The organism is Providencia sp. PROV032 (genome assembly GCF_028484875.1).
Classification (GTDB): Bacteria; Pseudomonadota; Gammaproteobacteria; order Enterobacterales; family Enterobacteriaceae; genus Providencia; species Providencia rettgeri_E.
This window is the reverse complement of the sequence record NZ_JAMPSX010000006.1, coordinates 222518-243983: the sequence shown is the minus strand read 5'-3', so window position 1 is coordinate 243983 and position 21466 is coordinate 222518. Positions and strand designations below refer to the sequence as shown.

Sequence of the window (21466 nt, the reverse complement as noted above, 5' to 3'; positions counted from 1 at the left end):
GGGAAATCACTTAAACTCATTCTATCTATAACTAAAAATCATAGGGGGCAGAATGGATATTCGTTCATTACGTTATTTTGTTGAAGTCGTACAACTTAATGGATTTAGTCGTGCGGCAGAGAGTTTATTTGTAACGCAACCAGCGATTAGCCGCAGTATTAAAAAATTAGAAGATGAACTTGGCTATACGTTACTGACTAGAGAAGTTGATGGCGTTAAGTTAACAGAGGAGGGGGATATTTTATTGGCTCATGCAAAGCAAATCCTTTCTCAATTTGGGAATATGAAGAAAGCGTTACTGGAAAGGTCGGGTCCTATATCTGGGGTACTGCCTGTGGGGTTACCTCCGGTCATCGCGTCGACTTATTTTGCTGACATTATTATGGCGTTTAGCCAACGTTATCCGCAGGTAGAGTTGAAAATCCTTGAGTTAGGAACGCGAAAAATGCGCGAGGCGATGTTGAATGGCGAAGTTGAAACTGCCGCTGTTATGTTGCCCTTTGCTGATGACTGTTTTGAAGTACACCCCTTTTCAACGGACAGATTAATGCTATTGGTCAGCAACCAACATCCACTATCAATACGTGAATTTGTTAAATTTAGTGAGATAGTCGATGAGCCTTTTATTTTCTTTTCTGATGATTTTCTAATTAATGAACTTGTTGTCAGTGCTTGTGGTATTTATGGTAAAAAACCCACTATTTCTGGGCGCAGTAGCCATTTAGATTTGGTGACCGCTATGGTAAGAGCGGGGGTAGGGGTAACGCTACTGCCAGATAGTATGTGGAAAAATACCAGTTCAATGGGCTTATCCGTGATCCCAGTTATTGAGCCAATATTGACTTACGACATTGCTTTAGCAACAGTAAAAAGCCATCAGCAAAGCCGTCGTGCACAAGCATGGCATGATTTGGCTTTAGAAATGTTAAGAATAAGGGATATGTGAGTGAGGCTTACATAAGATTTCATACTAATCGGGTATTTTCTTATGAAGCCTTCACTTTTTGATTTATCATCACGGATAAAATAGGATAAGCCCAAATATAGCAAAGGTAGCAAGGTGCATCCAACCTTGGATAGGTGATGTCTTCTGGCCATTAAATGAAAACAGAGTAAGCAGCATTGTAATTGCGAATAAAACAATTTCTGCGTTAGAAATACCCATAATGACTTGCTTACCAGTAATTATGCCGATAATTAATACTGCTGGCACAGTTAAACCTACCGTTGAGACAAAAGCGCCGTGGCAAAGGTTTATCGCTCGTTGCATTTCATTATTCATCGCTGCTTTTACCGCTGTGATTGATTCAGGTGTAAATACGATAATTGCGATCAGGACACCACCGACTGCAGAAGGTGCTCCTAAGGCTTCAATTCCGTAATCAGTGACGATAGCTAAGTAATGTGCAAGTAACACGATAGGGAGTATCAGCCCAACTAACACACAAGAGCGAATGATAATGGCTTTTTTGTTTGACTCAGAGTGGTTATTTTTCTTTTCGATATTATTGTCCGCTAACATATTGTCTACTAATACATTGCCTGCTGAAACATGGTTAACCGAAATGAATTGTTCTGGGATATTCATCAATCCTTTAGGAGGCTGAATAAAAAACCGGCGGTGGCCTCGCATCTGCATCCACAAAAAAGCACCATAGATGAGGATAGTTATCCCTGAAATACCAATGGCTTGCGTATAGGAATATTCCCCTTGGCTAGAGGTGTAATTGGGTAGTACTAACGCTAAACCTGTCAGTAAGACGATCATTGAAAGATAACTGTTCGCACCTTGCGCGTTATATTCTTGTTCACCATTTCTAGCTGAGCCCGCGAGTAAGCAAATACCTACGACGAGATTCATGATAATCATCATCACGGCGAATATTGAATCACGCCCAATGGTTGGAAAATCCCCCGGCCCTAGTAGGACTGATGCAATAAGAATGACTTCAATCAAGACGATCGATAAAGTCAGGATCAGTGTTCCGTAGGGTTCACCCAATTGTTCAGCAAGATGGTCGGCTTCTTTAACGACACCGAAGGAGGCGGTTAGTATTGTGATGAACAGCAGTAGAAAAAACCAAGTTGCGCTCAATGTAGAAAGGCTGTCATCAAGAAATGTTTCGCCACTTAAGATAAAGAAAATGACGACTAACCAAGAACCAATTAACCGAGCCCAGGTCGTTAATGGGATGAGCGGATTATTGAAGCGGAAGTGCCCCATAATATTTTTCCTTAAGAAGAAAGGGCCGTCCCTGTTGCTGATACGTACTTGAGGTCGTCCTCAAGCCGATAGAGTGTAAATTAGCGGTTACTATAGCATTCATCTATTATCTTGCAACTCTCGCTTGCTTAAGAGTAATAAATATTCATTTGTTAATGAAGTGTGGGTGGGACTTTTATATTGGTTTTGATTGGAAATTTTCTTTAATAAACAGTATGAATTAAGATTTTAAAATAATTACATAAGAAATTATTTTTGATTTGAATCACATATGAAGAATATTATTCATACATTAATAAATTAAAAGCGCTATTGTTAAATAAATGAAAATAAATTGTTTGTTTTATTTGGCGGGGTGATAAATGAGCGCAGTAAAATATGATTATATTATTGTCGGTGCGGGTTCGGCTGGTTGTGTTCTAGCTGCTCGGTTGATTCAAGAAACGCAATCTAGCGTATTACTTATTGAAGCGGGTGGTAGCGATAACCATTTGTTTATTCGTATGCCTGCGGGCGTTGCTAAAATTATCGCCCAAAAAAGCTGGCCTTATGAAACTGAGCCAGAGCCTCACGCTAATAACCGTAAAATGCAAATTGCCCAAGGGAAAGTGCTGGGGGGAAGCAGCTCTGTCAATGGAATGATCTATATCCGAGGCCAAAAACAAGATTATGATAATTGGGCACTAAATTATGGTTGTGAAGGTTGGGGATATGCGGATGTATTGCCGTGGTTTAAGAAAGCAGAGAATAATGAAAGCCTAACAGGGGAATATCATGGGACTGAAGGCCCGCTTCCCGTTAGTGAAAACAGATACCGGCATCCATTATCAATGGCATTTATTCGAGCGGCACAAGAGCATGGTCTTTCTTATGTCAATGATCTTAACGGAGAAAGCCAGCAAGGAACAAGCTTTTACCAAACCACAACGCATAATGGAGAAAGAGCCAGTACGTCGAAAACCTATTTAAAATCAGTGGAAAAGAGTGACAGATTAACATTAAAACTCAGTACTCAGGTGAACCGTATTATCATTCGTGATGGCCGCGCGATTGGTGTTGCCTATCAAGGAAAAAATGGCCATGAAGTTGAGGCATTCGCCAGTTGCGAAGTATTGGTTTGTTCTGGTGCGATGGGCTCTGCAAAATTATTGATGTTGTCAGGGGTCGGGCCAGAAGAACACCTGTCTTCACTGGGGATCGAGACTCTTGCGAATTTACCTGTGGGTGAAAATTTTCATGACCACCTACATATGTCGATAAACGTCACCACTAAACAACCAATAAGTTTATTCGGCGCGGACCAAGGCTTAAATGCAATTAAACATGGGGTAGAGTGGATGGCATTTCGCAGTGGATTACTCGCATCTAACGTTCTAGAAGGTGCGGCATTTAAAGATAGCTGCAACCAAGGTCGCCCTGATGTACAAATTCACTTTTTACCTATTTTAGATAGTTGGGATGATGTTCCCGGTGAGCCCCTGCCGGCTGCCCATGGTTTTTCTTTAAAGGTCGGGTACTTACAACCTAAGTCTCGTGGTGAAATTTTATTACGTAGCACAGACCCACAAGCACCGCTAAAAATTCACGCTAATTATCTTGCATCAGCTGAAGATATGGAAGGCTGCAAGCGCGCAGTTAAATTTGGTTTGGAAATTTTGGATTGTCCTTCATTACAAGCGGTAAGCAAAGAGGTTCTAATGCCACCGGCTTCCGTCCGCTATGATGAAGCTCAACTTGAAGAGTTTGTCCGAAATTTTTGTAAAACGGTTTATCATCCAGTGGGAACTTGTCGTATGGGAATGGATACCACAACATCAGTGACTGATTTGCGGTTACGTGTACATGGTATTGAAAATTTACGTGTCGTGGACTGTTCAGTGATGCCTGAAATTCCAAGTGGAAACACCAATGCGCCAACGATCATGATTGCAGAACGCGCAGCAGCGATGATTATAGAAGATAGAAACGCAAATTAGCCTTGTGATGGGGCAACATAGGAAAAGCAGCATAAAACCAAGGCAAGCGCCTGAGTTTTATGCTGTTTCAATAATCTTACGGTACTTAGACCAAGCTAATGTTAAGTTGTGGTATGCACATTAAACCACTATTTTTATTTTATTAATTTATAATGTAGAACAGCCTTATTTTCACGATAAAAGTTCGATCGTACTAATTACTTGAAAATAAATAAAGCTACTGATATTCCACTTTCAATATTCCAGAAGCGGTAAATAAACCGAGTTCAATTTCTTTTCCTTCATGAAATACTGGGGTTGCAGTTAATACTGGTTGTGTTTGATAAGTGAAATTACGGTATTCATTAGGTAATAAAAGTGTATTATCTGCTTGAATTTTTAGACCTAAATTAGGGTTGGATGTTTCAACTAAATCAGTATTAAAGCCTGCACTAGAGCTTTCAAACTTTAATTTAAGATTTGGGTTGCTGGATGATTTACTTCCGCAATCTAAACGATAGTCAATATTTTTTGTATAGCGTTCACTGGTGAACTTATTTAGATTTATTTCACCAAATGAGACTTCAATAGGTTGCCCTGGGCCATTCTCACCATATACATCACAAGTGCTTTCAATAACATTTACTTTAATTGTTAATGTATAGGTTTCTGCCATGCAAAAGCTACTAAATAAAAAAATTAGTATATTACTGGGAACTACAACGAGTAAAAGCAATCTTTTTTTTATTATTTTAGTTAAAAATATCATAATGATTTATACTCCAGTTGATAAATCAAATAAACTATCTTAAGTACTTAAATTTAATTTTATTAATTAATTATAACAGACAAAATAGCATTCCCTACCCTCGAACCAGGCTCAGGACTTCCTAATGAAGATAACGTTGAACTAACGGAAAAAGTTAAATTTATATTTTTTTTAATATCGGCTTGAACTAAATTATTTGACATACATTTTCCTGAGACACATACATCTAATTGGCTTTTTACACCATCTAATAAATCAATTTTATTTTCAGGTAAAAATTGGAATGTGGCACTCATATCACCAGTGCACGATATATTTCCGTCAATTTTTGCTATATTTCCATTTATATTATTTGAATTAACATTGCCATGAGATATCGTCAATGGCACAGATACATTGCAAGAAGGTAATACTGGGATTTCAGGGACATTAACTGAACAGGTTGTTCCTACAGTTTTGTCATTCACAATTATTTGTATACAGATATCTGCATAACCTGTTGCAGATGCATGGTCATCAAACATGTTTATATATCTAACATTAAACTGTCCAAACTTAACGCCAAAGTCAGGGAGTACTTCGTTACAGTGTTTAGGTGTGTTTCGTGTAACTGAATAGTATTTAACTACACCTAAATTATATATACTACTAAATCCAGATAGTAGAGAAATATCTGGTGTTGACATCATGCGTATAGAGCCTGTTGATGAGCGACCGGTTGCAATAACTGTAATATTACACTCAGTATTTGTGCTGTTTTTGATATCATCTGGAATATATAAAAAATAAGGGCCTAACGTTCTTGGTATAGTATAATATGCATCATTAATTAGAGGATGCTTTATACTTGTTGTATATATACTATTAGGATTTAATGGGCTTGCATTAGCTTTACTATTAATTATGAATAGTAAAACGAGCATCAATATTTTTATAAGATAAATGTTTTTATTTTTTAGCATTACGCTATTACCTATCAATTTTTATAAATTATTATTGCGATGCTATGACGTTAATCATATAGCATTTCAAAAGCAATTAAAGCAGAAAAAGCACCAGGTATGAGTGGGCCGGACGTTCTTATCGCTGAGACATAATAAATTAGGCTATTTTGGCCCGATGCGATTAACGTAGGGTTGCTTTCTTTACCTATTGGTAATATTTTCCCTGTTGAATTTGCTATTTGCAACCCAAAGCCGTATGCCCCGTTGACTCGAATAATATTGGAATGCTCAGGTTCACTTACCGCTAAAAACTTTATTTTGACAGCAGGCTGTGTGCTACTCCATACCGTTTTTCCAGTTTGGAAATTTTGAAGTTCGGTTTGAACTTGCAGGCAATTTAACAACTCAATTTGGAATGGAATAGGCTGCATCACTTGCTCAGAGGAATTTAATTCACTGAATGATATATTTCCTAGCGAAATTGATTGATTACTAGATTTCATCGCTAATTCGCATGGGTTTTCAGTCAACGAGCCTGAAACATGGATGACCCCGTGCTGACCATCAACTTCCCAACCATCTGTAGGCCTAAACAGATTATTATTGCCAGCGGTTGCCGGCAATATTGTAGTTAAGCAAAGTGAAATAACTATATGTTTGGAACGTATCCAGTGGTATATCTTTGAACTCATAAATATGTCCTCATTTAGCTTTACATTCTTTTACTGTTAACTTAATTAATTTTTGTTAATAACAGTACAGATTGTATTTTTACAATCAAAGGTTAATTTTGGTCGACCACCATAATCATTAATATAAGTAATTACGGGGGTATTACCTAGTTGCTCTTTCGTCATTCCAATATTGTTTTCACTAAAAGGAGCAATCATAATTGGATTAAATTCTTTTGCATTTGTATTTTCGTGAGCCCCCGCATTAATTATTGTGACATAATAAGGTGTTGGGTTTTTAATAAAAACTAGGTTCCCTTTTTTTTCAAGTAGCAATTTTTCTTGCCAAGGTGCACTATTTTGCTGAGGTGCAATTGCTTCAGGGCGATAAAATAACTTTATTTTTGTTTGTAATGCAATCTGTAAAGTGTTTGGTTTATCACTCTTAGGTGGGATCTCACGCATATTAAAATAGAATAAAGACTCTCTGTCCTGAGGTAAGTTTTTTATATCAGGTAGAGCTTCAATTTTCATTTGACTGGATTTTCCTGGTTCTAATCGCTGAACGGGTGGTAATACAATTAATGGCGATGTTATTTTTTTACTTTCTTCATTTTCAATCCAGCCTTGAGCAAGATAAGGAAGTTGCTTATTGTTATTGTTAATATTTAAAGAGATAGATTTGTTCTCCCCATCAAAGATAATTCGTGTTCTATCTAATGATACCGCAGCCTCTGAAAAACCACTTAGGGTTAAAGATCCTAAAAAAAGACTCATTAATGTTTTTTTGATACTCATTTTGTTATTACCTTTTATATTACTTTTATCTATTTAAAATAAATAATTACTTGGCCATTGTTTTTGTTACCTAGTTACAAGGAAGTAATAAATTATCTTGAATTTCTCGATTCATTAATTCAGAAGGGAAGGTTATTTCACATGACATATTTTTACCCCATGTTACATTCATTGTTTCTGAAGGATGAACTCCACTTATATAAGTATTACCCAAATCACCTACAATCCCAACGTTTTGCTTTTTATTATTTGTTACTTGAGCACCTAATGGTGGATGAGAACCATCAGTAAGTGCGATAACAGCCATAATTTTCTGACCTGAAATAACCGAAAATGAACGATATCCAACCGCACCTTCAGTTAGTGTTGCTTGAATAACGGATTGTTGGGCGTCAATATCATCAGGTAGTTTATTTAAATCAATTTGCGCCTTATTTCGATAGTAGCTACTGACATCCGAAATAACTGCTTTCCCAAATCGGTTTGATTCAACAGGAACGCCAATACCACGAATCGTAATATTTGGAACATCATCAGTATCAACTAATATACGAGCTCCCCCGAGATTATTTATTCTATGTGTAACCGTACCTTTTCCTGTTAAAGTTAAGCCACCTGAAGTGGAAAGGCCAAAAGCACTATATTGGTTATTTATATGGTTTGCATTAACTGACCAGCGAGCGCTATCTCCTTGGTGCGAAATAAAAGCACTTGCAGTTCCACCTTTTCGATTTGCACCTGCACTGACCTGATAATTTGTTCTATCATCTAATCTGTCATAATAAGAAACACGATTAGTCGTATCATAGCGGCTTGTATTCATCGAATAACCCACATTCGCTCCGTTGCTTAGTGGGAAAGATAATGATATATAAGCGCTATCATCGGTTACACCATTATAAAAACTACGATTTGCAGATAAGCTAATACTCATATTTTTTATTGGGCCAATATCCATATATTTGGATAGCATTAAACTGTAATAATCATTATCTTTTTTATCCCAATACGTCTGATGGTTATAATTTAAATATAATGATAATCCTATATCCTGAAAATTTTTATTGACTGATATGGTGTATAGCTCTTTACTTCCATAATTACGTAGTCCTGTTTTTTGAGTATTTAAGAATTCACTCATACTCATATAACTTCGTTCTGAAAAGCGATAACCTGCGAATTGTATTTGGCTATCGAATTCTTCAAATCGTTTAGAATAGTTTATTCGGTATGAGCTGCCACTTAATGTTCCTTCACCGGGTAAACGGGCAATAGACTGAGTAACATCAAACGAAAGAGCACCGAGTGCGAGCAAATCCCGCCCAAATCCCATTGATAATGCATTATAATTTTGGCTATTTAAACTACCACCAATTAAAGACCAACCATTGCTTATGCCCCAAGAAAATTCACCTGTAATGAAATTTTCCCCTTCACTTTGGCGATCAATATTCGTTGGCTGGCCTAGTGCAAATTTATATTGAACTTGTCCAGGTCTTGTTAGATAAGGCAAATTTGCAGTATCAACTTGAAATTCTTGAATAGAACCATCTTGCTCTTTTATGGCAACATTGAGCGTTCCAGTTATGGCGTCACTTAAATTTTGGATACGAAAAGGACCCGGCGCAACTTGAGTTTCATACAATATCCGTCCTTGTTGCATAACAGTGACTGTAGCATTACTTTGTGCTATTCCTGTTATTTCTGGGGCATATCCACGTAAGTTCGGTGGTATCATGCTTAACTCAGATTGTAAGCTAGCGCCAATAAATCTAAAACCATCAAAAATATTTGAGGCCAAATAATCCTCACCCAGTACGAGTTTAGCCTTTAATTCAGATAGAGCTCGGTAGGCGTAAAAACGATTCCATGTGAAATCAGATTGGTGGCGGCCTTGACTTCCTGTCGTATGGTTATATTGACTTTGCCAATCAGCTCTAAATCGCCAAGCACCTAAATTGATACCGGCTACACCATTACTATTTACTGAAGATGAATTCGGTCCCCCATTATAGGAATTTGTGGAATTTGCATTCAGATTATAATCAATCAGTAAAGCTGATATTCCATTGTCCCAGCGAGAAGGGGGATCCCAGTTTTCTGATGTGTATTCTAAGTAGGCTTGAGGAATACTGACATATAAAGATGACGTAGCTAAATCACCACGTAGTAGTAATCCCGGCAAACTATTCTCATTAAGGCATTGCCCTTCATGCCACCATGTTAATTTTTTCTGTGACTCTGAAGTAAGCGCGAGCAGCTTAACGTGTTCTGGGGATAAACAAGGCTGACTTTCATCAGGATCGTTCTCACCAGAATAATAGGGGATGTTAATATCAGATATTTGTTCATTATTAACTTTTAAAGTGAAATTATAAACCCCAGGCATAATATAACCGGCGCGTGAGAATTGGTTTAAATCAATGTTATTTTTGTCTTCTAAATCTAAAACATCAGTATTGAATTCAATATAATTATTCGCATTGCTCGTTAAAGTCACACAACTGACTGTTAACCCAATAAGAATACTTAACAATTTTAATTTTGGTGTGTAAATAGGTAACGAAGACATAAAAACATTCCTAAAATATAGCAATAATTTATTTATTATTAGTAATAATCCAGTTTGAAACGGATCGATGTCTGATACTGTCCAGCACGTAACGGTGTGTCATTTGAAACAACTTTTAACTGATAATTCAGAATATATTTCCCGGGTTTTATACTTTTCGGTAATGTTTTTTTTCCTGGGTAAATATATTCTCCATTCGGTTCAGTTAATAATAATGCTATCCCTTGTGCAGAACCCGATACCGAAAAAAAATCCCCACTAACAGGCCCATCAAATGAAACTTCAAATGTTTTCCAAAGTTCGCCTGTATAAGATGTTAGTCTGCAACCAATTAATGTAATAAAAAAATCCTGTGCCTGTCCTTGTCCTTCTTGCTGTATTAATGACAGTGGTAATATACCCATATCAATGGATTGTTCATAAGAACCAGTATCAATACTACACGCTGTATCCATAATGCTACCTTGCATTATCAAATCCATTGAACTCTTTGCAAAAGCACATTTAAAAAAGGGTAATAGTAAGAAAAAACACAATGACAAAATAGTTTCTTTTTTCTTTGTTATCATATTATAACCATTAAAATATACACCACGAGATTTATTAACCTCGTGGTGAGATAGCATTTTATAAAAAATTATTTAATTATATGCTAATGTAAAGTTAGTGACTGCTTGGAATTTTCCTGGTGTTACTGGAATAACTTTGCTTTGTGCATCAACTAACTTAAGCCCAATTAAGGATGCTTGGAATTTTAATGTATTATTTCCTTCAACATAATTTTGCTTTGCACTAGAGTTAACTTTAATTTGAGCGCCTGATGAATTCATGATCTTCACTGCGGCACCTGTAGCATCACCTGTAATCTGTAAATAACCAGTATCTTTCCCTGCCTCAGTTCCCTTGAAGGTGACAGCAACTTGATTATCACCTTTCAGGTTACAACCTTCCAATTTAATCTGGAACGGTTGTGCAGAGGATTCACCACCATTATCTAAAGTTACATTAGATACTTGGCCTAATGGGACCTCTTGATTTTCTTCACCGGGTGCAATAGAGCATGGCGCGTCAATAATAGAACCAGAAAATGTTACCGTACCACTCCCTGCATCAACAGCTAAAACAGATGTACTCATTAAACCAGAAATCATGGTTGCTAAAATAATTTTTTTCATTTTTTCCTCAAACGATAAGTATAGATATACATATAAATATTTATATGCATTTTTAAATAAAATATATTTAAATGGACTAATAAAAATAAATTGTATCAGAGGCTGATATCTTATTTCTTAAAGAAATTACATCATCCGAAGGGGACTTTTGAACTTCAGCAATAATAAGTTTAATAATTCTTTCAAATGGGCAATCGAGTGCTACGCTTAAATTAAATAGCATATCAATGCTAATTTTATTTATTCCGCGTTCATAACGTGACATCTGTTGCTGTGAAATATTTACTTTCTTTGCAAGTTCATAAGCTGTAATACCATTCTCTTTGCGTATTTTTCTTATAACTAATCCACAGTAAATAGAAAATAGATTATCTTGTGTTTCACATTTGGATATAACCCTATTAACTTTACTCATAATTAATGAAAAGGTCTCAGTTTAATAATTAAATAAATTACTTTGCTTTTATGCATTCCCTTTAAGTGCTTACAATTATAATGAGTAGTTTTTTTTAAATCAAACAACCCAAAAGAATGAAATCTAATTAGCTGTTTATATTTACACTTTTTACAATTCAATCATTTTTATTATTTAACAATAACTTATAAACATTCGATGTTTCTATCAATTTTTTTGAAATCAAAATTAGATGTTAGCTTACTAGATTATTAAACTACAAGTGATGCTAAAAATGGTATTTTTAACTGAAATTAATAAATTTTAATAAATACTCTCAATTTGTAACGGTAATAATTGATTTTAATCAAAAAAACACACGTCGAGAGTGTGATTATAATTTTAAAAGTGGAATGGAATGAAAAATAAGCAGAAAAATCAAGTGATTAGTTAATACCTGTAATAGGAGTAATAATCTACAAAAAAATACAATTAAATCATGGTACTAGCTAGTGGAGATGATGTGTGGCTTCTTACCATTCCTTACGTATCTAAAAATTTATGCTTTTATAACAGGGAAACCATAGGGCTCTATTTACTTAAAGCTATTGTTATGGCCTCTTCTAACTTACTCTATACCTAGTAAGAGAGTTACTGAAAGTAGTAAACAAATACAGGTATGTGTTCTATTTCTACTATCATATTTTAAGATATGACTTGGTCTGGCCATTGGTCTGACATTTTTTAACTTTGCTTTGTTAGCACTGTTAATTTGAAATTATATAAAGGTAGGTTAAATTCTATTTATTTAGAATTAGAAAAAGAAGGAGAAGAAATGGTGAGTATTTTTGGTATAACAGAAGGTAAAACAGCATTATATTTATAAATCAAATATTATGCTGTTTTTTGATTAATGATATTTTTACTTGAGGGTAAACCTACAATATAAGTTTACACATTAAACAAGAAGTTGAGTACATCGCCGTCTTTTACAATATAGTCTTTACCTTCTGCGCGCATTTTACCTGCTTCTTTAGCACCTTGCTCGCCACGGTATTGGATAAAGTCATCAAATGCGATGGTTTGTGCGCGAATAAAGCCTTTTTCGAAGTCAGTATGGATTTTACCCGCAGCTTGTGGCGCAGTAGCACCAACAGGGATAGTCCATGCACGAACTTCTTTAACGCCCGCAGTAAAGTAGGTTTGTAGGTTTAATAGCTCATATCCAGCACGAATAACACGGTTTAAACCTGGTTCTTCGATACCTAAATCAGCCATAAACTCATCGCGCTCTTCGTCTTCAAGTTCTGCAATATCAGACTCAATCGCTGCACAGACGGGAACAACTACAGAGCCTTCGGCTTCTGCAATTTTATAAACCACATCTAAGAATGGGTTATTTTCAAAGCCATCTTCATTGACGTTAGCAATGTACATCGTTGGTTTTAATGTTAAGAAGCTCAAGTAGCGGATAGCCGCTTTATCTTCAGCAGATAAATCTAATGTGCGTAACATTCCTGCTTGCTCTAAGTGCGGCAAACATTTCTCTAAGGTTTCTAACTCTGCTTTTGCGTCTTTATCGCCGCCTTTTGCGCGTTTTTGGACACGATGAATAGCGCGTTCACAAGTATCAAGGTCAGCAAGTGCTAATTCAGTATTAATGACTTCAATATCTGCGGCAGGGTCAACTTGGCCTGCAACGTGAATGATATTGTCGTTTTCAAAACAACGGACAACATGACCAATGGCTTCGGTTTCACGGATATTCGTTAAAAATTGGTTACCCAGACCCTCACCTTTGGAGGCGCCTTTTACTAAGCCCGCGATATCCACGAACTCCATGGTCGTTGGTAAAATACGCTGTGGCTTCACAATCTCAGCTAATTGATCAAGACGTGGGTCTGGCATTGGCACAACACCCGTGTTTGGTTCAATCGTACAGAAAGGGAAGTTGGCTGCTTCGATGCCGGCTTTGGTCAATGCATTAAATAGAGTGGATTTACCCACGTTAGGCAGACCAACGATACCGCATTTAAAACCCATATGTTTCTCACCTTAATAGCAAGGGGCAGCCACGTGCTGCACCCAGTGTTTAGAAATTGGCGCTGATTATACACAAAAAGTTGATTCGGATGAAATGAACTCTTATGTGGTTGCTTTAAAACCATGTAAACGATTAATGGCCTTGTCCATACCCTCTTGTAGAAGAATATCTGTACACCTAGCGGCTTCATCAATCGCATCATCAATGAGTTTTTGTTCAGATAAAGGTGGTTTTCCCAAAACAAAGCCAACGACTTTGTTTTTATCACCAGGGTGGCCAATGCCAATGCGTAAACGATAAAAATTCGGGTTATTGGCGAATTTACTTTGAATATCTTTCAAACCATTATGACCGCCATTACTGCCACCTAACTTCATTTTAGCCACACCAGGTGGTAAATCGAGCTCATCATGGGCGACTAAAATTTCATCGAGATTGATGCGATAAAAATTGGCGATAGCGGCGACAGATTTACCACTTAGGTTCATAAATGTGGTTGGAACCAACAGTCGAATGTCATTACCGCCCATATTAATGCGTGCGGTATAACCAAAAAATTTAGCTTCTTCTTTCAGTGGCTGATTATGGCGCTCAGCCAATAAATCAACATACCATGCACCGGCATTGTGGCGCGTTTGTGCATATTCAGCACCCGGGTTGGCAAGTCCAACAATTAACTTAATTTTGCTCACGGTGGTGATTTCACTATCAGTTATGAAAATAATGCCCTAGTTTACCTTGTGAAATGCAGGATGTACAAAATTGTAATAGATAAAATCACCATGATTATAATTGCCATAAAAACTATTCGGGTTTTCTGATTTTTTGATGAAAAGCACTTTTTGTGTAGATATTCTTGCCAACTTCCTTCCTTGTGATGCTCATCGCAAAAAATTTTACTTAATGCACTATAATCATTACATAAATATAAAGTACGACCGAATTTATTTACACATGCTTACTTATCAGTTTACTGGTACTGGAGGTATATATGAAACGGAAAAACGCATATATTCTTGGTAATGTCTTTATGGGGATCGGAATGGTGTTGATGATCGGGAGTATCGGTGTCAACTTATTCTCTCATATCGTTAACTTAGGCCTTTCAGAACTTATCACTAATGGTTCCTTATTCGGCATTTTTATTGGTGCGATGGTATGGTTAGTGGGAGCTAGGATCGGCGGCCGTGAAAAAGTTGCAGACCGTTACTGGCAGTTAAAACAACATTATCATTCACGCAGAGATAATCACCGCTATCCATAAATAATCTAGAGCAATTAATTGTTGATAATGGTGGACGAGTTTGATAATTAGGCATTAAGAGGAGTAAAACTCATAAGAGTTTTGCTCTTCTGTCGAGAATGCTGTGAGTTTTTTAGATGGTTATTTTTATGCCATGATAAGCTGAAAATTATCGATTGGTTGGCTATAAAGTATAAAAATAGGTATTTATCTTTGTAATCATAAAGCCCCTGCAAATGTTATTGCAGGGGCTTATATTTTTATTGTGACTTTTTCATCACGATTGCACGCTAAAACTCAATACTAGAGAATTAGTGCTCAAACATTGCCGAAATTGACTCTTCGTTGCTGATACGACGGATAGCTTCAGCTAACATACCTGAAAGTGTTAAGGTACGAACATTGCTCAGCGCCTTGATTTCAGGAGAAAGAGGAATAGTGTCACAAACAATGACTTCATCAATGACTGAATTTTTGATGTTGTCTACAGCATTACCTGAGAAAATCGGGTGTGTTGCGTATGCAAATACACGTTTTGCACCACGTTCTTTCAGCGCTTCAGCTGCTTTGCACAGAGTACCACCGGTATCAATCATATCGTCCACTAAGATGCAATCACGGCCTGAAACATCACCAATGATATGCATAACTTGAGAAACGTTCGCACGTGGGCGACGTTTGTCAATAATAGCCATATCAGTGTCGTTCAGGAGTTTTGCGATAGCTCTAGCACGTACCACGCCGCCGATGTCTGGAGATACAACAATTGGGTTTTCCAAATTCTTCTGCAACATATCTTCCAGAAGAATAGGGCTACCAAATACATTATCCACAGGAACATCAAAGAAGCCCTGGATCTGCTCTGCGTGTAAATCGACAGTGAGCACACGGTCTACACCTACACTTGACAGAAAATCGGCAACAACTTTAGCGGTGATTGGTACACGGGCAGAACGTACGCGACGATCCTGTCTTGCGTAACCGAAGTAAGGGATAACAGCGGTAATACGACCAGCAGATGCACGGCGTAGGGCATCGACCATAACAACCAGTTCCATCAGGTTATCATTGGTTGGTGCACAAGTTGACTGGATGATAAAAATATCACCACCGCGGACATTTTCATTAATTTGAACACTGACTTCGCCGTCGCTAAAACGACCAACAGCCGCGTCTCCAAGATTAGTGTAAAGGCGGTTAGCAACACGTTGTGCTAGTTCCGGTGTAGCGTTACCAGCAAAAAGCTTCATATCGGGCACGAGAAAAACCTCAGGCTTGCGTCCAGAGAGATATTGTTGACCAACAGCGACAAGGCTTATTGGTGCAATACACGGGTTATCCCAGCGCGGAACTTGTGCAGTGGGGAAACGTTAACGCCTTGAGCGACGAACCCTTGCACCCACGATGGGGCTTTATTTAACACCTGCAGGGCATCCGCTTGTGTTTCAAATTCAGAAAAAACACATGCGCCTGTTCCTGTAAGGCGAGACGGAGCATATTCTAACAGCCAAGAAACAAGCTGTTCAACCTCACGAAAACGTTTTCTTGCGATTGGTTCGCAGTCATTTGCGTACGGAGCCAGTAATAATGCGGCTAGAGAGAGTTTTGGAGAATTTCGATTTAATTGTGGATCTGTGAAGATCATCGGGGTTGATATTTCAATTCCGGGATGAGCGACCAGATACCATTTCTCTATAGGGGAAGCTTTGGTTAAAATATCGCCAACCCCTTCGGCGAAAGCAGCATGCCCGTGAACAAACACAGGGACATCTGCACCTAATGATGCGCCTAATTGCGCAAGGACTTCATCAGAAAGCTGTGTGTTCCAATGTTCGTTAAGCGCAATTAAGGTGGTTGCTGCGTTTGATGAGCCCCCACCAATACCACCGCCCATGGGTAATATTTTATGGATATGGATATCAGCACCTAATGGGGCTCTGTGCTGTAAGGTCTCACGGCAATAGGACTGTAATAATTTAGCTGCGCGTAAAATTAGGTTTTTCTCGGGGGGAACCCCTTGCATATTGGTCAATAAATTTAACTGGTCATCATCACGTGTTGTGATGGTGATTTCATCGCCATAATCAACAAATTGAAATAGAGTTTGTAACTCATGATAACCATCAGGGCGTTGGCCTGTGATGTATAAAAAAAGATTTAATTTTGCCGGAGAAGGCCATGTTAACGTCATTTTTTCAGTGTCCAACTATCCATTTTCAATTTGATAAGCCTGTCCCCTTGGCGTAACTCAAGGTAATTCGGCAGCATTGGTGTTGTTTTGCTGTCATAGGAAATATAGTTGAGTTGCCATGTTTCACCATTACTTTTAAAGGTGACACTTTTTAGCAGGTGATTTTCATCTAAGGTGAAATCAGTAGCACGCCCAGGGGAGCCTGTTAACCATGCGGTTAGGTCATCAATTGGAATTTCCATACCAGTGAGCTGATAAATAAGTTCGCTTGGTACGTCACTCATATGAGTTTGGCCATCTTTAGTGGTGAGTCGAGCTAAATCAGGTTCAACGGTCAGTTCAAGTTCGCGGGAGCCTAACGGATTAGTTAACAATAAACGGTATTTTTCTGGCGTATATTGTTGCCAAAAAAACTTAGCGTACGTTTTTGTCTCCCCTCCATTATAGGCAAAGGAGCCACGTGTCTGGTAGTCACGTAACTGACTCAATTCTTGTTGATGTGCTTTCCACTTAGCATCGGATGCGGAGCTGGTTCCTTTAGTGGTTGTTTGTGACGTTGTCACGCAGGCGGTTAGCAAGACACATGAAAGTGGCAATAGGCGAAAAAAATGTTTATTTATGTGCATAAAGGGCAAAGTTTGAGTTAATTGCATATCAAATCTCAAAGTTGTATTGGGCGCTGATAGCAGTCTCTAATTGAGTTACTTGCATTTAAAGATGTTCAGTTTAGCGCATTAAGGCCATCAGAGTCATTTATTGCACCAGATGATATACCTTGCGGATAAAAACCTGTAAATGATTTACCGTTTGTATACAAATAACATAGTGTATTGACAGGGGAGATGGTTCCCAAAAAATGTTATTAGGCCAATCCAGTTTGGTCTCATGTGACGTTAAGTTATCAGGATAGACTTCACCCGTCACCATTTGCTTTCTGTGCGAAATAATAGCATCCTCTATGCATCTTATCGCAGTTAATTTATTATAGTTAATAATGATATGGCTGATAATCAGTTTTATATAACATAGATAAACGATAAAATTATGTTCGGTTTTGATTGATAAAATCGTCATTACGTCTATTTTTTCGGTTTATTTTTTGGCGTGGGTCATCTTTCTGAAGGATAGGCTTATGCAAACCGTAGAAAGAGAGACGCGGATCATCTACAATAGAACAATATAAATAACAATATTACTTAATCGGTGGGAAAGACCCATTAAATAATATTGAAAATAATTAGCACTGTAAGCAATGTGAGTAAGTCGTAAAGCACAATGACCTTATTAGCCTTAGGCATCAACCATAAAACAGCACCAGTAGCCCTGCGTGAGCGGGTAACATTTGGTCCTGAAAAAATTGACCATGCACTTGAGGAGCTTCTCAAACAGCCTCAAGTTAATGGTGGTGTTGTGCTGTCTACCTGTAATAGAACTGAGCTTTATTTGAGCCTTGAATCACAAGAGCGAGCTCAAGAACAGCTAGTAAAATGGTTGTGTGATTTTCATGGTATAACCCAAAAAGATTTACAGCCAAGTTTATATTGGCACCAAGACGACCAGGCTGTTAGTCACCTAATGCGTGTGGCGAGTGGTTTGGATTCCTTGGTTCTGGGTGAACCGCAAATATTAGGGCAAGTAAAAAAGGCATTTGCACTTTCGCAAGGTAACCATTCGTTATCGAGCGAACTTGAACGCCTTTTCCAAAAATCGTTTTCTGTTGCAAAGCGTGTGCGTACAGAAACCGATATTGGTGCAAATGCCGTTTCCGTAGCATTTGCGGCTTGTACGCTTGCTCGTCAAATATTTGAATCACTTAAGCATTTAAATATTTTGTTAGTTGGCGCAGGGGAAACTATTGAACTTGTGGCTCGTCATTTGCGTGAACACGGCGTACAAAAAATGATGATAGCGAACCGAACACGTGAGCGAGCGGAGCTATTGGCCAATGAGGTCAATGCGCAAGTCATTTCGTTATCGGATATTGATAATCGTTTAGCTGAAGCGGATATTGTCATCAGTTCAACGGCGAGTCCTTTACCTATCATTGGGAAAGGGATGGTCGAGCGTGCAATGAAAGTACGTCGTAGTAAGCCGATGTTATTAATTGATATTGCCGTTCCTCGTGATATCGAACAAGATGTTGAAAAATTAAGAGATGTTTATCTCTATACTGTGGATGATTTAGAGTCTATCATCGCACAGAACCTTGCTCAGCGAAAAGCCGCAGCCGTTGAAGCTGAATACATTGTTGAGCAAGAAAGTAGCCACTTTATGGATTGGTTGCGCTCACAAGCGGCAGTGTCTACAATTCGCGATTACAGAGAACAAGCTGAGGCCATTCGGGCAAACATGGCTGAAAAGGCTTTGACGGCTATCCGTCAAGGTACAGATCCTGAGCAAGTGATCATGCAATTATCGCAACAATTAACCAACCGCCTTATTCACGCTCCAACTAAATCTTTGCAGCAAGCTGCAGGAAATGGCGATATTGAGCGTCTAAATCTACTTAGGGACAGCTTAGGGCTGGACCATCAATAACCACATTTTAATCATAGGTCTTATATAACGAATGAAGCCTTCTATTGTCGCAAAACTAGAAGCATTACAAGAACGCTACGAAGAAATTGAAGCGCACCTTGCTGATGCAGGGGTAATCTCCGATCAAGACCGTTTTCGTGCTTTATCAAAAGAATATGCTCAATTATCTGATGTTGCTAAATGTTTTAGCGCGTGGCGCACAGTACAGGATGACATCGAAACAGCTGAAATGTTGTTAGACGATCCTGAAATGAAAGAAATGGCTCAAGAAGAGCTAAAAGAAGCTAAAGCGCGCAATGAAGAGCTTGAACAGCAATTACAATTGTTGCTGTTGCCGAAAGATCCTGATGATGAATATAACTGTTTCGTTGAAATCCGTGCAGGAGCAGGGGGAGACGAAGCAGCAATTTTTGCGGGTGATTTATTCCGTATGTACAGCCGTTATGCGGAAAACAACCGTTGGCGTGTTGAACTCATGAGCACGAGTGATGGTGAACATGGCGGTTTTAAAGAAGTTATCGCGAAAATTTCGGGTGATAGCGTTTATGGACGCTTAAAATTTGAGTCGGGCGGCCATCGTGTTCAACGTGTTCCTGAAACTGAATCTCAAGGTCGTATTCATACATCTGCTTGTACTGTGGCGATTTTGCCTGAGCTACCGGAAGCTGAGTTGCCTGAAATCAGCCCTGCGGACTTACGTATTGATACCTTCCGTTCATCAGGCGCGGGTGGTCAGCACGTTAACACCACCGATTCTGCAATTCGTATTACCCATATACCAACCGGTATCGTTGTTGAGTGCCAAGATGAGCGTTCACAGCATAAAAATAAAGCAAAAGCGATGTCTGTATTAGGTGCACGTATTCGCCAAGCTGAAATGGATAAACGTCAAGCCGCAGAGGCTTCTGAGCGCCGTAATCTTTTAGGTTCTGGTGACCGTTCTGACCGTATTCGTACCTATAATTTCCCTCAAGGCCGAGTGACCGATCACCGTATTAACTTGACGTTATACCGTTTGGATGAAGTAATGGAAGGAAAACTGGATTCTCTTATCCAACCTATCATCAACGAATATCAGGCAGACCAACTTTCTGCGTTGTCTGAGCAGGAATAATGCAGTATACCGAATGGGTCAAGCAGGCAGCTAATCGGCTGTCTGCAAGTGACAGCGCGAAGCGAGATGCTGAAATTTTACTGGAACATGTCACAGGCCGTAGTCGTACCTATCTTTTTGCATTTGGGGAGACAGAGCTCAACGTCGAAGAATTCCAACAGGCTGAATTACTTTTGCAACGCCGTGAGAAAGGTGAGCCTATCGCCTATATTGTCGGTGAACGTGAGTTCTGGTCCCTTCCTCTTTATGTCTCTCCTGCAACATTAATACCTCGACCAGATACAGAATGTATTGTTGAACAAGCCTTATCTCGGTTAACAGAGCAAAAAAATCACATTTTAGATTTAGGCACTGGGACAGGGGCGATTGCATTAGCCTTAGCATCGGAAATGCCGAAAAGTCAGGTTATTGGTGTGGATTTTAATCCTGATGCGGTTGCTTTAGCACAACGAAATCAACAGCGTTTGAATATTTCCAATGTCAATTTTATACAAAGTAATTGGTTTGCTTCACTATCAATTCAACAATTTGATATGATTATCAGTAATCCACCTTATATTGATGAAAATGATATTCACCTCAGTGAAGGTGATGTGCGATTTGAGCCGTTAACCGCTCTGGTGGCTAAGGATGAAGGCTTGGCCGATCTAATTTACATCATTAAAGAATCCAGAAAATATCTTAAAAATCAAGGGTGGCTGCTTCTTGAGCATGGCTGGACACAAGGTCTTGCGGTGCGTGATTTATTTAAAGTACATGGGTACACCAAAATTGAGACCTGTCTTGATTATGGTGGAAGAGAGCGAATTTCACTCGGTCAATGGAATGGTTAAG

The 21466-nt window shown here is 38.5% G+C and carries 20 protein-coding genes; 6 read left to right on the top strand and 14 right to left on the bottom strand.

Translation table 11 applies throughout. From position 1 onward, the window contains the following. Positions 1-52: 52 nt before the first annotated feature. Positions 53-946: a LysR family transcriptional regulator gene (locus PSF42_RS07530; protein WP_272679747.1), complete on the top strand. Its 894-nt coding sequence runs from the start codon at positions 53-55 to the stop codon at positions 944-946. Between the two features lie 69 nt (positions 947-1015). Here the strand turns inward: PSF42_RS07530 and PSF42_RS07525 are convergent, their stop codons facing one another. After that, positions 1016-2224, bottom strand: a complete 1209-nt coding sequence (locus PSF42_RS07525; RefSeq protein WP_213912811.1) for a calcium:proton antiporter — start codon at positions 2222-2224, stop codon at positions 1016-1018. Between the two features lie 362 nt (positions 2225-2586). Between PSF42_RS07525 and PSF42_RS07520 the strand changes: the two genes are divergently transcribed. Further along, positions 2587-4200: a GMC family oxidoreductase gene (locus PSF42_RS07520; RefSeq protein WP_272679746.1), complete on the top strand. Its 1614-nt coding sequence runs from the start codon at positions 2587-2589 to the stop codon at positions 4198-4200. A gap of 217 nt (positions 4201-4417) precedes the next feature. On the opposite strand, the gene PSF42_RS07515 is transcribed toward PSF42_RS07520, so the two are convergent. The 10 genes from PSF42_RS07515 to pth all read right to left on the bottom strand — a co-directional run bounded on the left by PSF42_RS07515 (position 4418) and on the right by pth (position 14238). Beyond that, positions 4418-4855: a fimbrial protein gene (locus PSF42_RS07515; RefSeq protein ID WP_248468358.1), complete on the bottom strand. Its 438-nt coding sequence runs from the start codon at positions 4853-4855 to the stop codon at positions 4418-4420. 155 nt (positions 4856-5010) lie between these two features. Further along, entirely contained in the window at positions 5011-5910 is a 900-nt protein-coding gene (locus tag PSF42_RS07510; protein ID WP_272679745.1) for a hypothetical protein, read from the bottom strand. A gap of 50 nt (positions 5911-5960) precedes the next feature. Continuing rightward, entirely contained in the window at positions 5961-6584 is a 624-nt protein-coding gene (locus PSF42_RS07505; RefSeq protein ID WP_248468360.1) for a fimbrial protein, read from the bottom strand. Between the two features lie 45 nt (positions 6585-6629). Continuing rightward, a complete protein-coding gene (locus tag PSF42_RS07500; protein ID WP_125891038.1) occupies positions 6630-7361 on the bottom strand; it encodes a fimbria/pilus periplasmic chaperone in 732 nt (243 codons plus the stop codon). Between the two features lie 70 nt (positions 7362-7431). Further along, on the bottom strand, positions 7432-9933 hold the full coding sequence (locus PSF42_RS07495; protein WP_272679744.1) for an outer membrane usher protein: 2502 nt from the start codon (positions 9931-9933) through the stop codon (positions 7432-7434). Between the two features lie 38 nt (positions 9934-9971). Beyond that, on the bottom strand, positions 9972-10403 hold the full coding sequence (locus PSF42_RS07490; RefSeq protein ID WP_248468362.1) for a fimbrial protein: 432 nt from the start codon (positions 10401-10403) through the stop codon (positions 9972-9974). 171 nt (positions 10404-10574) lie between these two features. After that, positions 10575-11108, bottom strand: coding sequence for a fimbrial protein (locus PSF42_RS07485; RefSeq protein WP_125891041.1), 534 nt, complete (start codon positions 11106-11108; stop codon positions 10575-10577). Between the two features lie 76 nt (positions 11109-11184). Next, entirely contained in the window at positions 11185-11523 is a 339-nt protein-coding gene (locus PSF42_RS07480) for a helix-turn-helix domain-containing protein (protein ID WP_125891042.1), read from the bottom strand. Positions 11524-12453: 930 nt separating this feature from the next. Further along, positions 12454-13545: a redox-regulated ATPase YchF gene (gene ychF, locus PSF42_RS07475; RefSeq protein WP_272679743.1), complete on the bottom strand. Its 1092-nt coding sequence runs from the start codon at positions 13543-13545 to the stop codon at positions 12454-12456. A gap of 102 nt (positions 13546-13647) precedes the next feature. Next, complete coding sequence (pth, locus tag PSF42_RS07470; RefSeq protein WP_125891044.1) at positions 13648-14238, bottom strand: aminoacyl-tRNA hydrolase; 591 nt, start codon at positions 14236-14238, stop codon at positions 13648-13650. Positions 14239-14537: 299 nt separating this feature from the next. Here pth and ychH point away from each other — a divergent pair, with 299 nt between their 5' ends. After that, entirely contained in the window at positions 14538-14810 is a 273-nt protein-coding gene (gene ychH, locus PSF42_RS07465; protein WP_125891045.1) for a stress-induced protein YchH, read from the top strand. A 290-nt stretch (positions 14811-15100) separates the two neighbouring features. Here the strand turns inward: ychH and prs are convergent, their stop codons facing one another. Genes prs through lolB form a run of 3 tightly spaced genes read right to left on the bottom strand, consistent with a single transcriptional unit; the run spans position 15101 to position 17633 of the window. Beyond that, complete coding sequence (gene prs / locus PSF42_RS07460) at positions 15101-16048, bottom strand: ribose-phosphate diphosphokinase (protein WP_004910604.1); 948 nt, start codon at positions 16046-16048, stop codon at positions 15101-15103. A 56-nt stretch (positions 16049-16104) separates the two neighbouring features. Then, the gene (gene ispE, locus PSF42_RS07455) at positions 16105-16980 is read right to left on the bottom strand and encodes a 4-(cytidine 5'-diphospho)-2-C-methyl-D-erythritol kinase (RefSeq protein ID WP_272679742.1); all 876 of its coding nucleotides are present in this window, start codon (positions 16978-16980) and stop codon (positions 16105-16107) included. Next, on the bottom strand, positions 16977-17633 hold the full coding sequence (lolB, locus tag PSF42_RS07450) for a lipoprotein insertase outer membrane protein LolB (protein WP_125891047.1): 657 nt from the start codon (positions 17631-17633) through the stop codon (positions 16977-16979). The genes ispE and lolB overlap by 4 nt, the downstream gene beginning before the upstream one ends. Before the next feature lie 622 nt (positions 17634-18255). Between lolB and hemA the strand changes: the two genes are divergently transcribed. The 3 genes from hemA to prmC are packed head-to-tail and all read left to right on the top strand — an operon-like array spanning position 18256 to position 21465. Then, the gene (gene hemA, locus PSF42_RS07445) at positions 18256-19518 is read left to right on the top strand and encodes a glutamyl-tRNA reductase (RefSeq protein WP_272679741.1); all 1263 of its coding nucleotides are present in this window, start codon (positions 18256-18258) and stop codon (positions 19516-19518) included. A gap of 31 nt (positions 19519-19549) precedes the next feature. After that, the gene (gene prfA, locus PSF42_RS07440; protein WP_125891049.1) at positions 19550-20632 is read left to right on the top strand and encodes a peptide chain release factor 1; all 1083 of its coding nucleotides are present in this window, start codon (positions 19550-19552) and stop codon (positions 20630-20632) included. Further along, entirely contained in the window at positions 20632-21465 is an 834-nt protein-coding gene (gene prmC, locus PSF42_RS07435; RefSeq protein ID WP_125891050.1) for a peptide chain release factor N(5)-glutamine methyltransferase, read from the top strand. The genes prfA and prmC overlap by 1 nt, the downstream gene beginning before the upstream one ends. The last annotated feature ends 1 nt before the right edge of the window (position 21466 follow it).

Excerpts from the sequence above, each read along its gene's own strand:
- PSF42_RS07530 (WP_272679747.1), top strand. The coding sequence starts at position 53 with ATGGATATTCGTTCATTACGTTATTTTGTTGAAGTCGTACAACTTAAT.
- PSF42_RS07525 (WP_213912811.1), bottom strand. The coding sequence starts at position 2,224 with ATGGGGCACTTCCGCTTCAATAATCCGCTCATCCCATTAACGACCTGG.
- PSF42_RS07520 (WP_272679746.1), top strand. The coding sequence starts at position 2,587 with ATGAGCGCAGTAAAATATGATTATATTATTGTCGGTGCGGGTTCGGCT.
- PSF42_RS07515 (WP_248468358.1), bottom strand. The coding sequence starts at position 4,855 with ATGGCAGAAACCTATACATTAACAATTAAAGTAAATGTTATTGAAAGC.
- PSF42_RS07510 (WP_272679745.1), bottom strand. The coding sequence starts at position 5,910 with ATGCTAAAAAATAAAAACATTTATCTTATAAAAATATTGATGCTCGTT.
- PSF42_RS07505 (WP_248468360.1), bottom strand. The coding sequence starts at position 6,584 with ATGAGTTCAAAGATATACCACTGGATACGTTCCAAACATATAGTTATT.
- PSF42_RS07500 (WP_125891038.1), bottom strand. The coding sequence starts at position 7,361 with ATGAGTATCAAAAAAACATTAATGAGTCTTTTTTTAGGATCTTTAACC.
- PSF42_RS07495 (WP_272679744.1), bottom strand. The coding sequence starts at position 9,933 with ATGTCTTCGTTACCTATTTACACACCAAAATTAAAATTGTTAAGTATT.
- PSF42_RS07490 (WP_248468362.1), bottom strand. The coding sequence starts at position 10,403 with ATGCAAGGTAGCATTATGGATACAGCGTGTAGTATTGATACTGGTTCT.
- PSF42_RS07485 (WP_125891041.1), bottom strand. The coding sequence starts at position 11,108 with ATGAAAAAAATTATTTTAGCAACCATGATTTCTGGTTTAATGAGTACA.
- PSF42_RS07480 (WP_125891042.1), bottom strand. The coding sequence starts at position 11,523 with ATGAGTAAAGTTAATAGGGTTATATCCAAATGTGAAACACAAGATAAT.
- ychF (WP_272679743.1), bottom strand. The coding sequence starts at position 13,545 with ATGGGTTTTAAATGCGGTATCGTTGGTCTGCCTAACGTGGGTAAATCC.
- ychH (WP_125891045.1), top strand. The coding sequence starts at position 14,538 with ATGAAACGGAAAAACGCATATATTCTTGGTAATGTCTTTATGGGGATC.
- ispE (WP_272679742.1), bottom strand. The coding sequence starts at position 16,980 with ATGACGTTAACATGGCCTTCTCCGGCAAAATTAAATCTTTTTTTATAC.
- lolB (WP_125891047.1), bottom strand. The coding sequence starts at position 17,633 with ATGCAATTAACTCAAACTTTGCCCTTTATGCACATAAATAAACATTTT.
- hemA (WP_272679741.1), top strand. The coding sequence starts at position 18,256 with ATGACCTTATTAGCCTTAGGCATCAACCATAAAACAGCACCAGTAGCC.
- prfA (WP_125891049.1), top strand. The coding sequence starts at position 19,550 with ATGAAGCCTTCTATTGTCGCAAAACTAGAAGCATTACAAGAACGCTAC.
- prmC (WP_125891050.1), top strand. The coding sequence starts at position 20,632 with ATGCAGTATACCGAATGGGTCAAGCAGGCAGCTAATCGGCTGTCTGCA.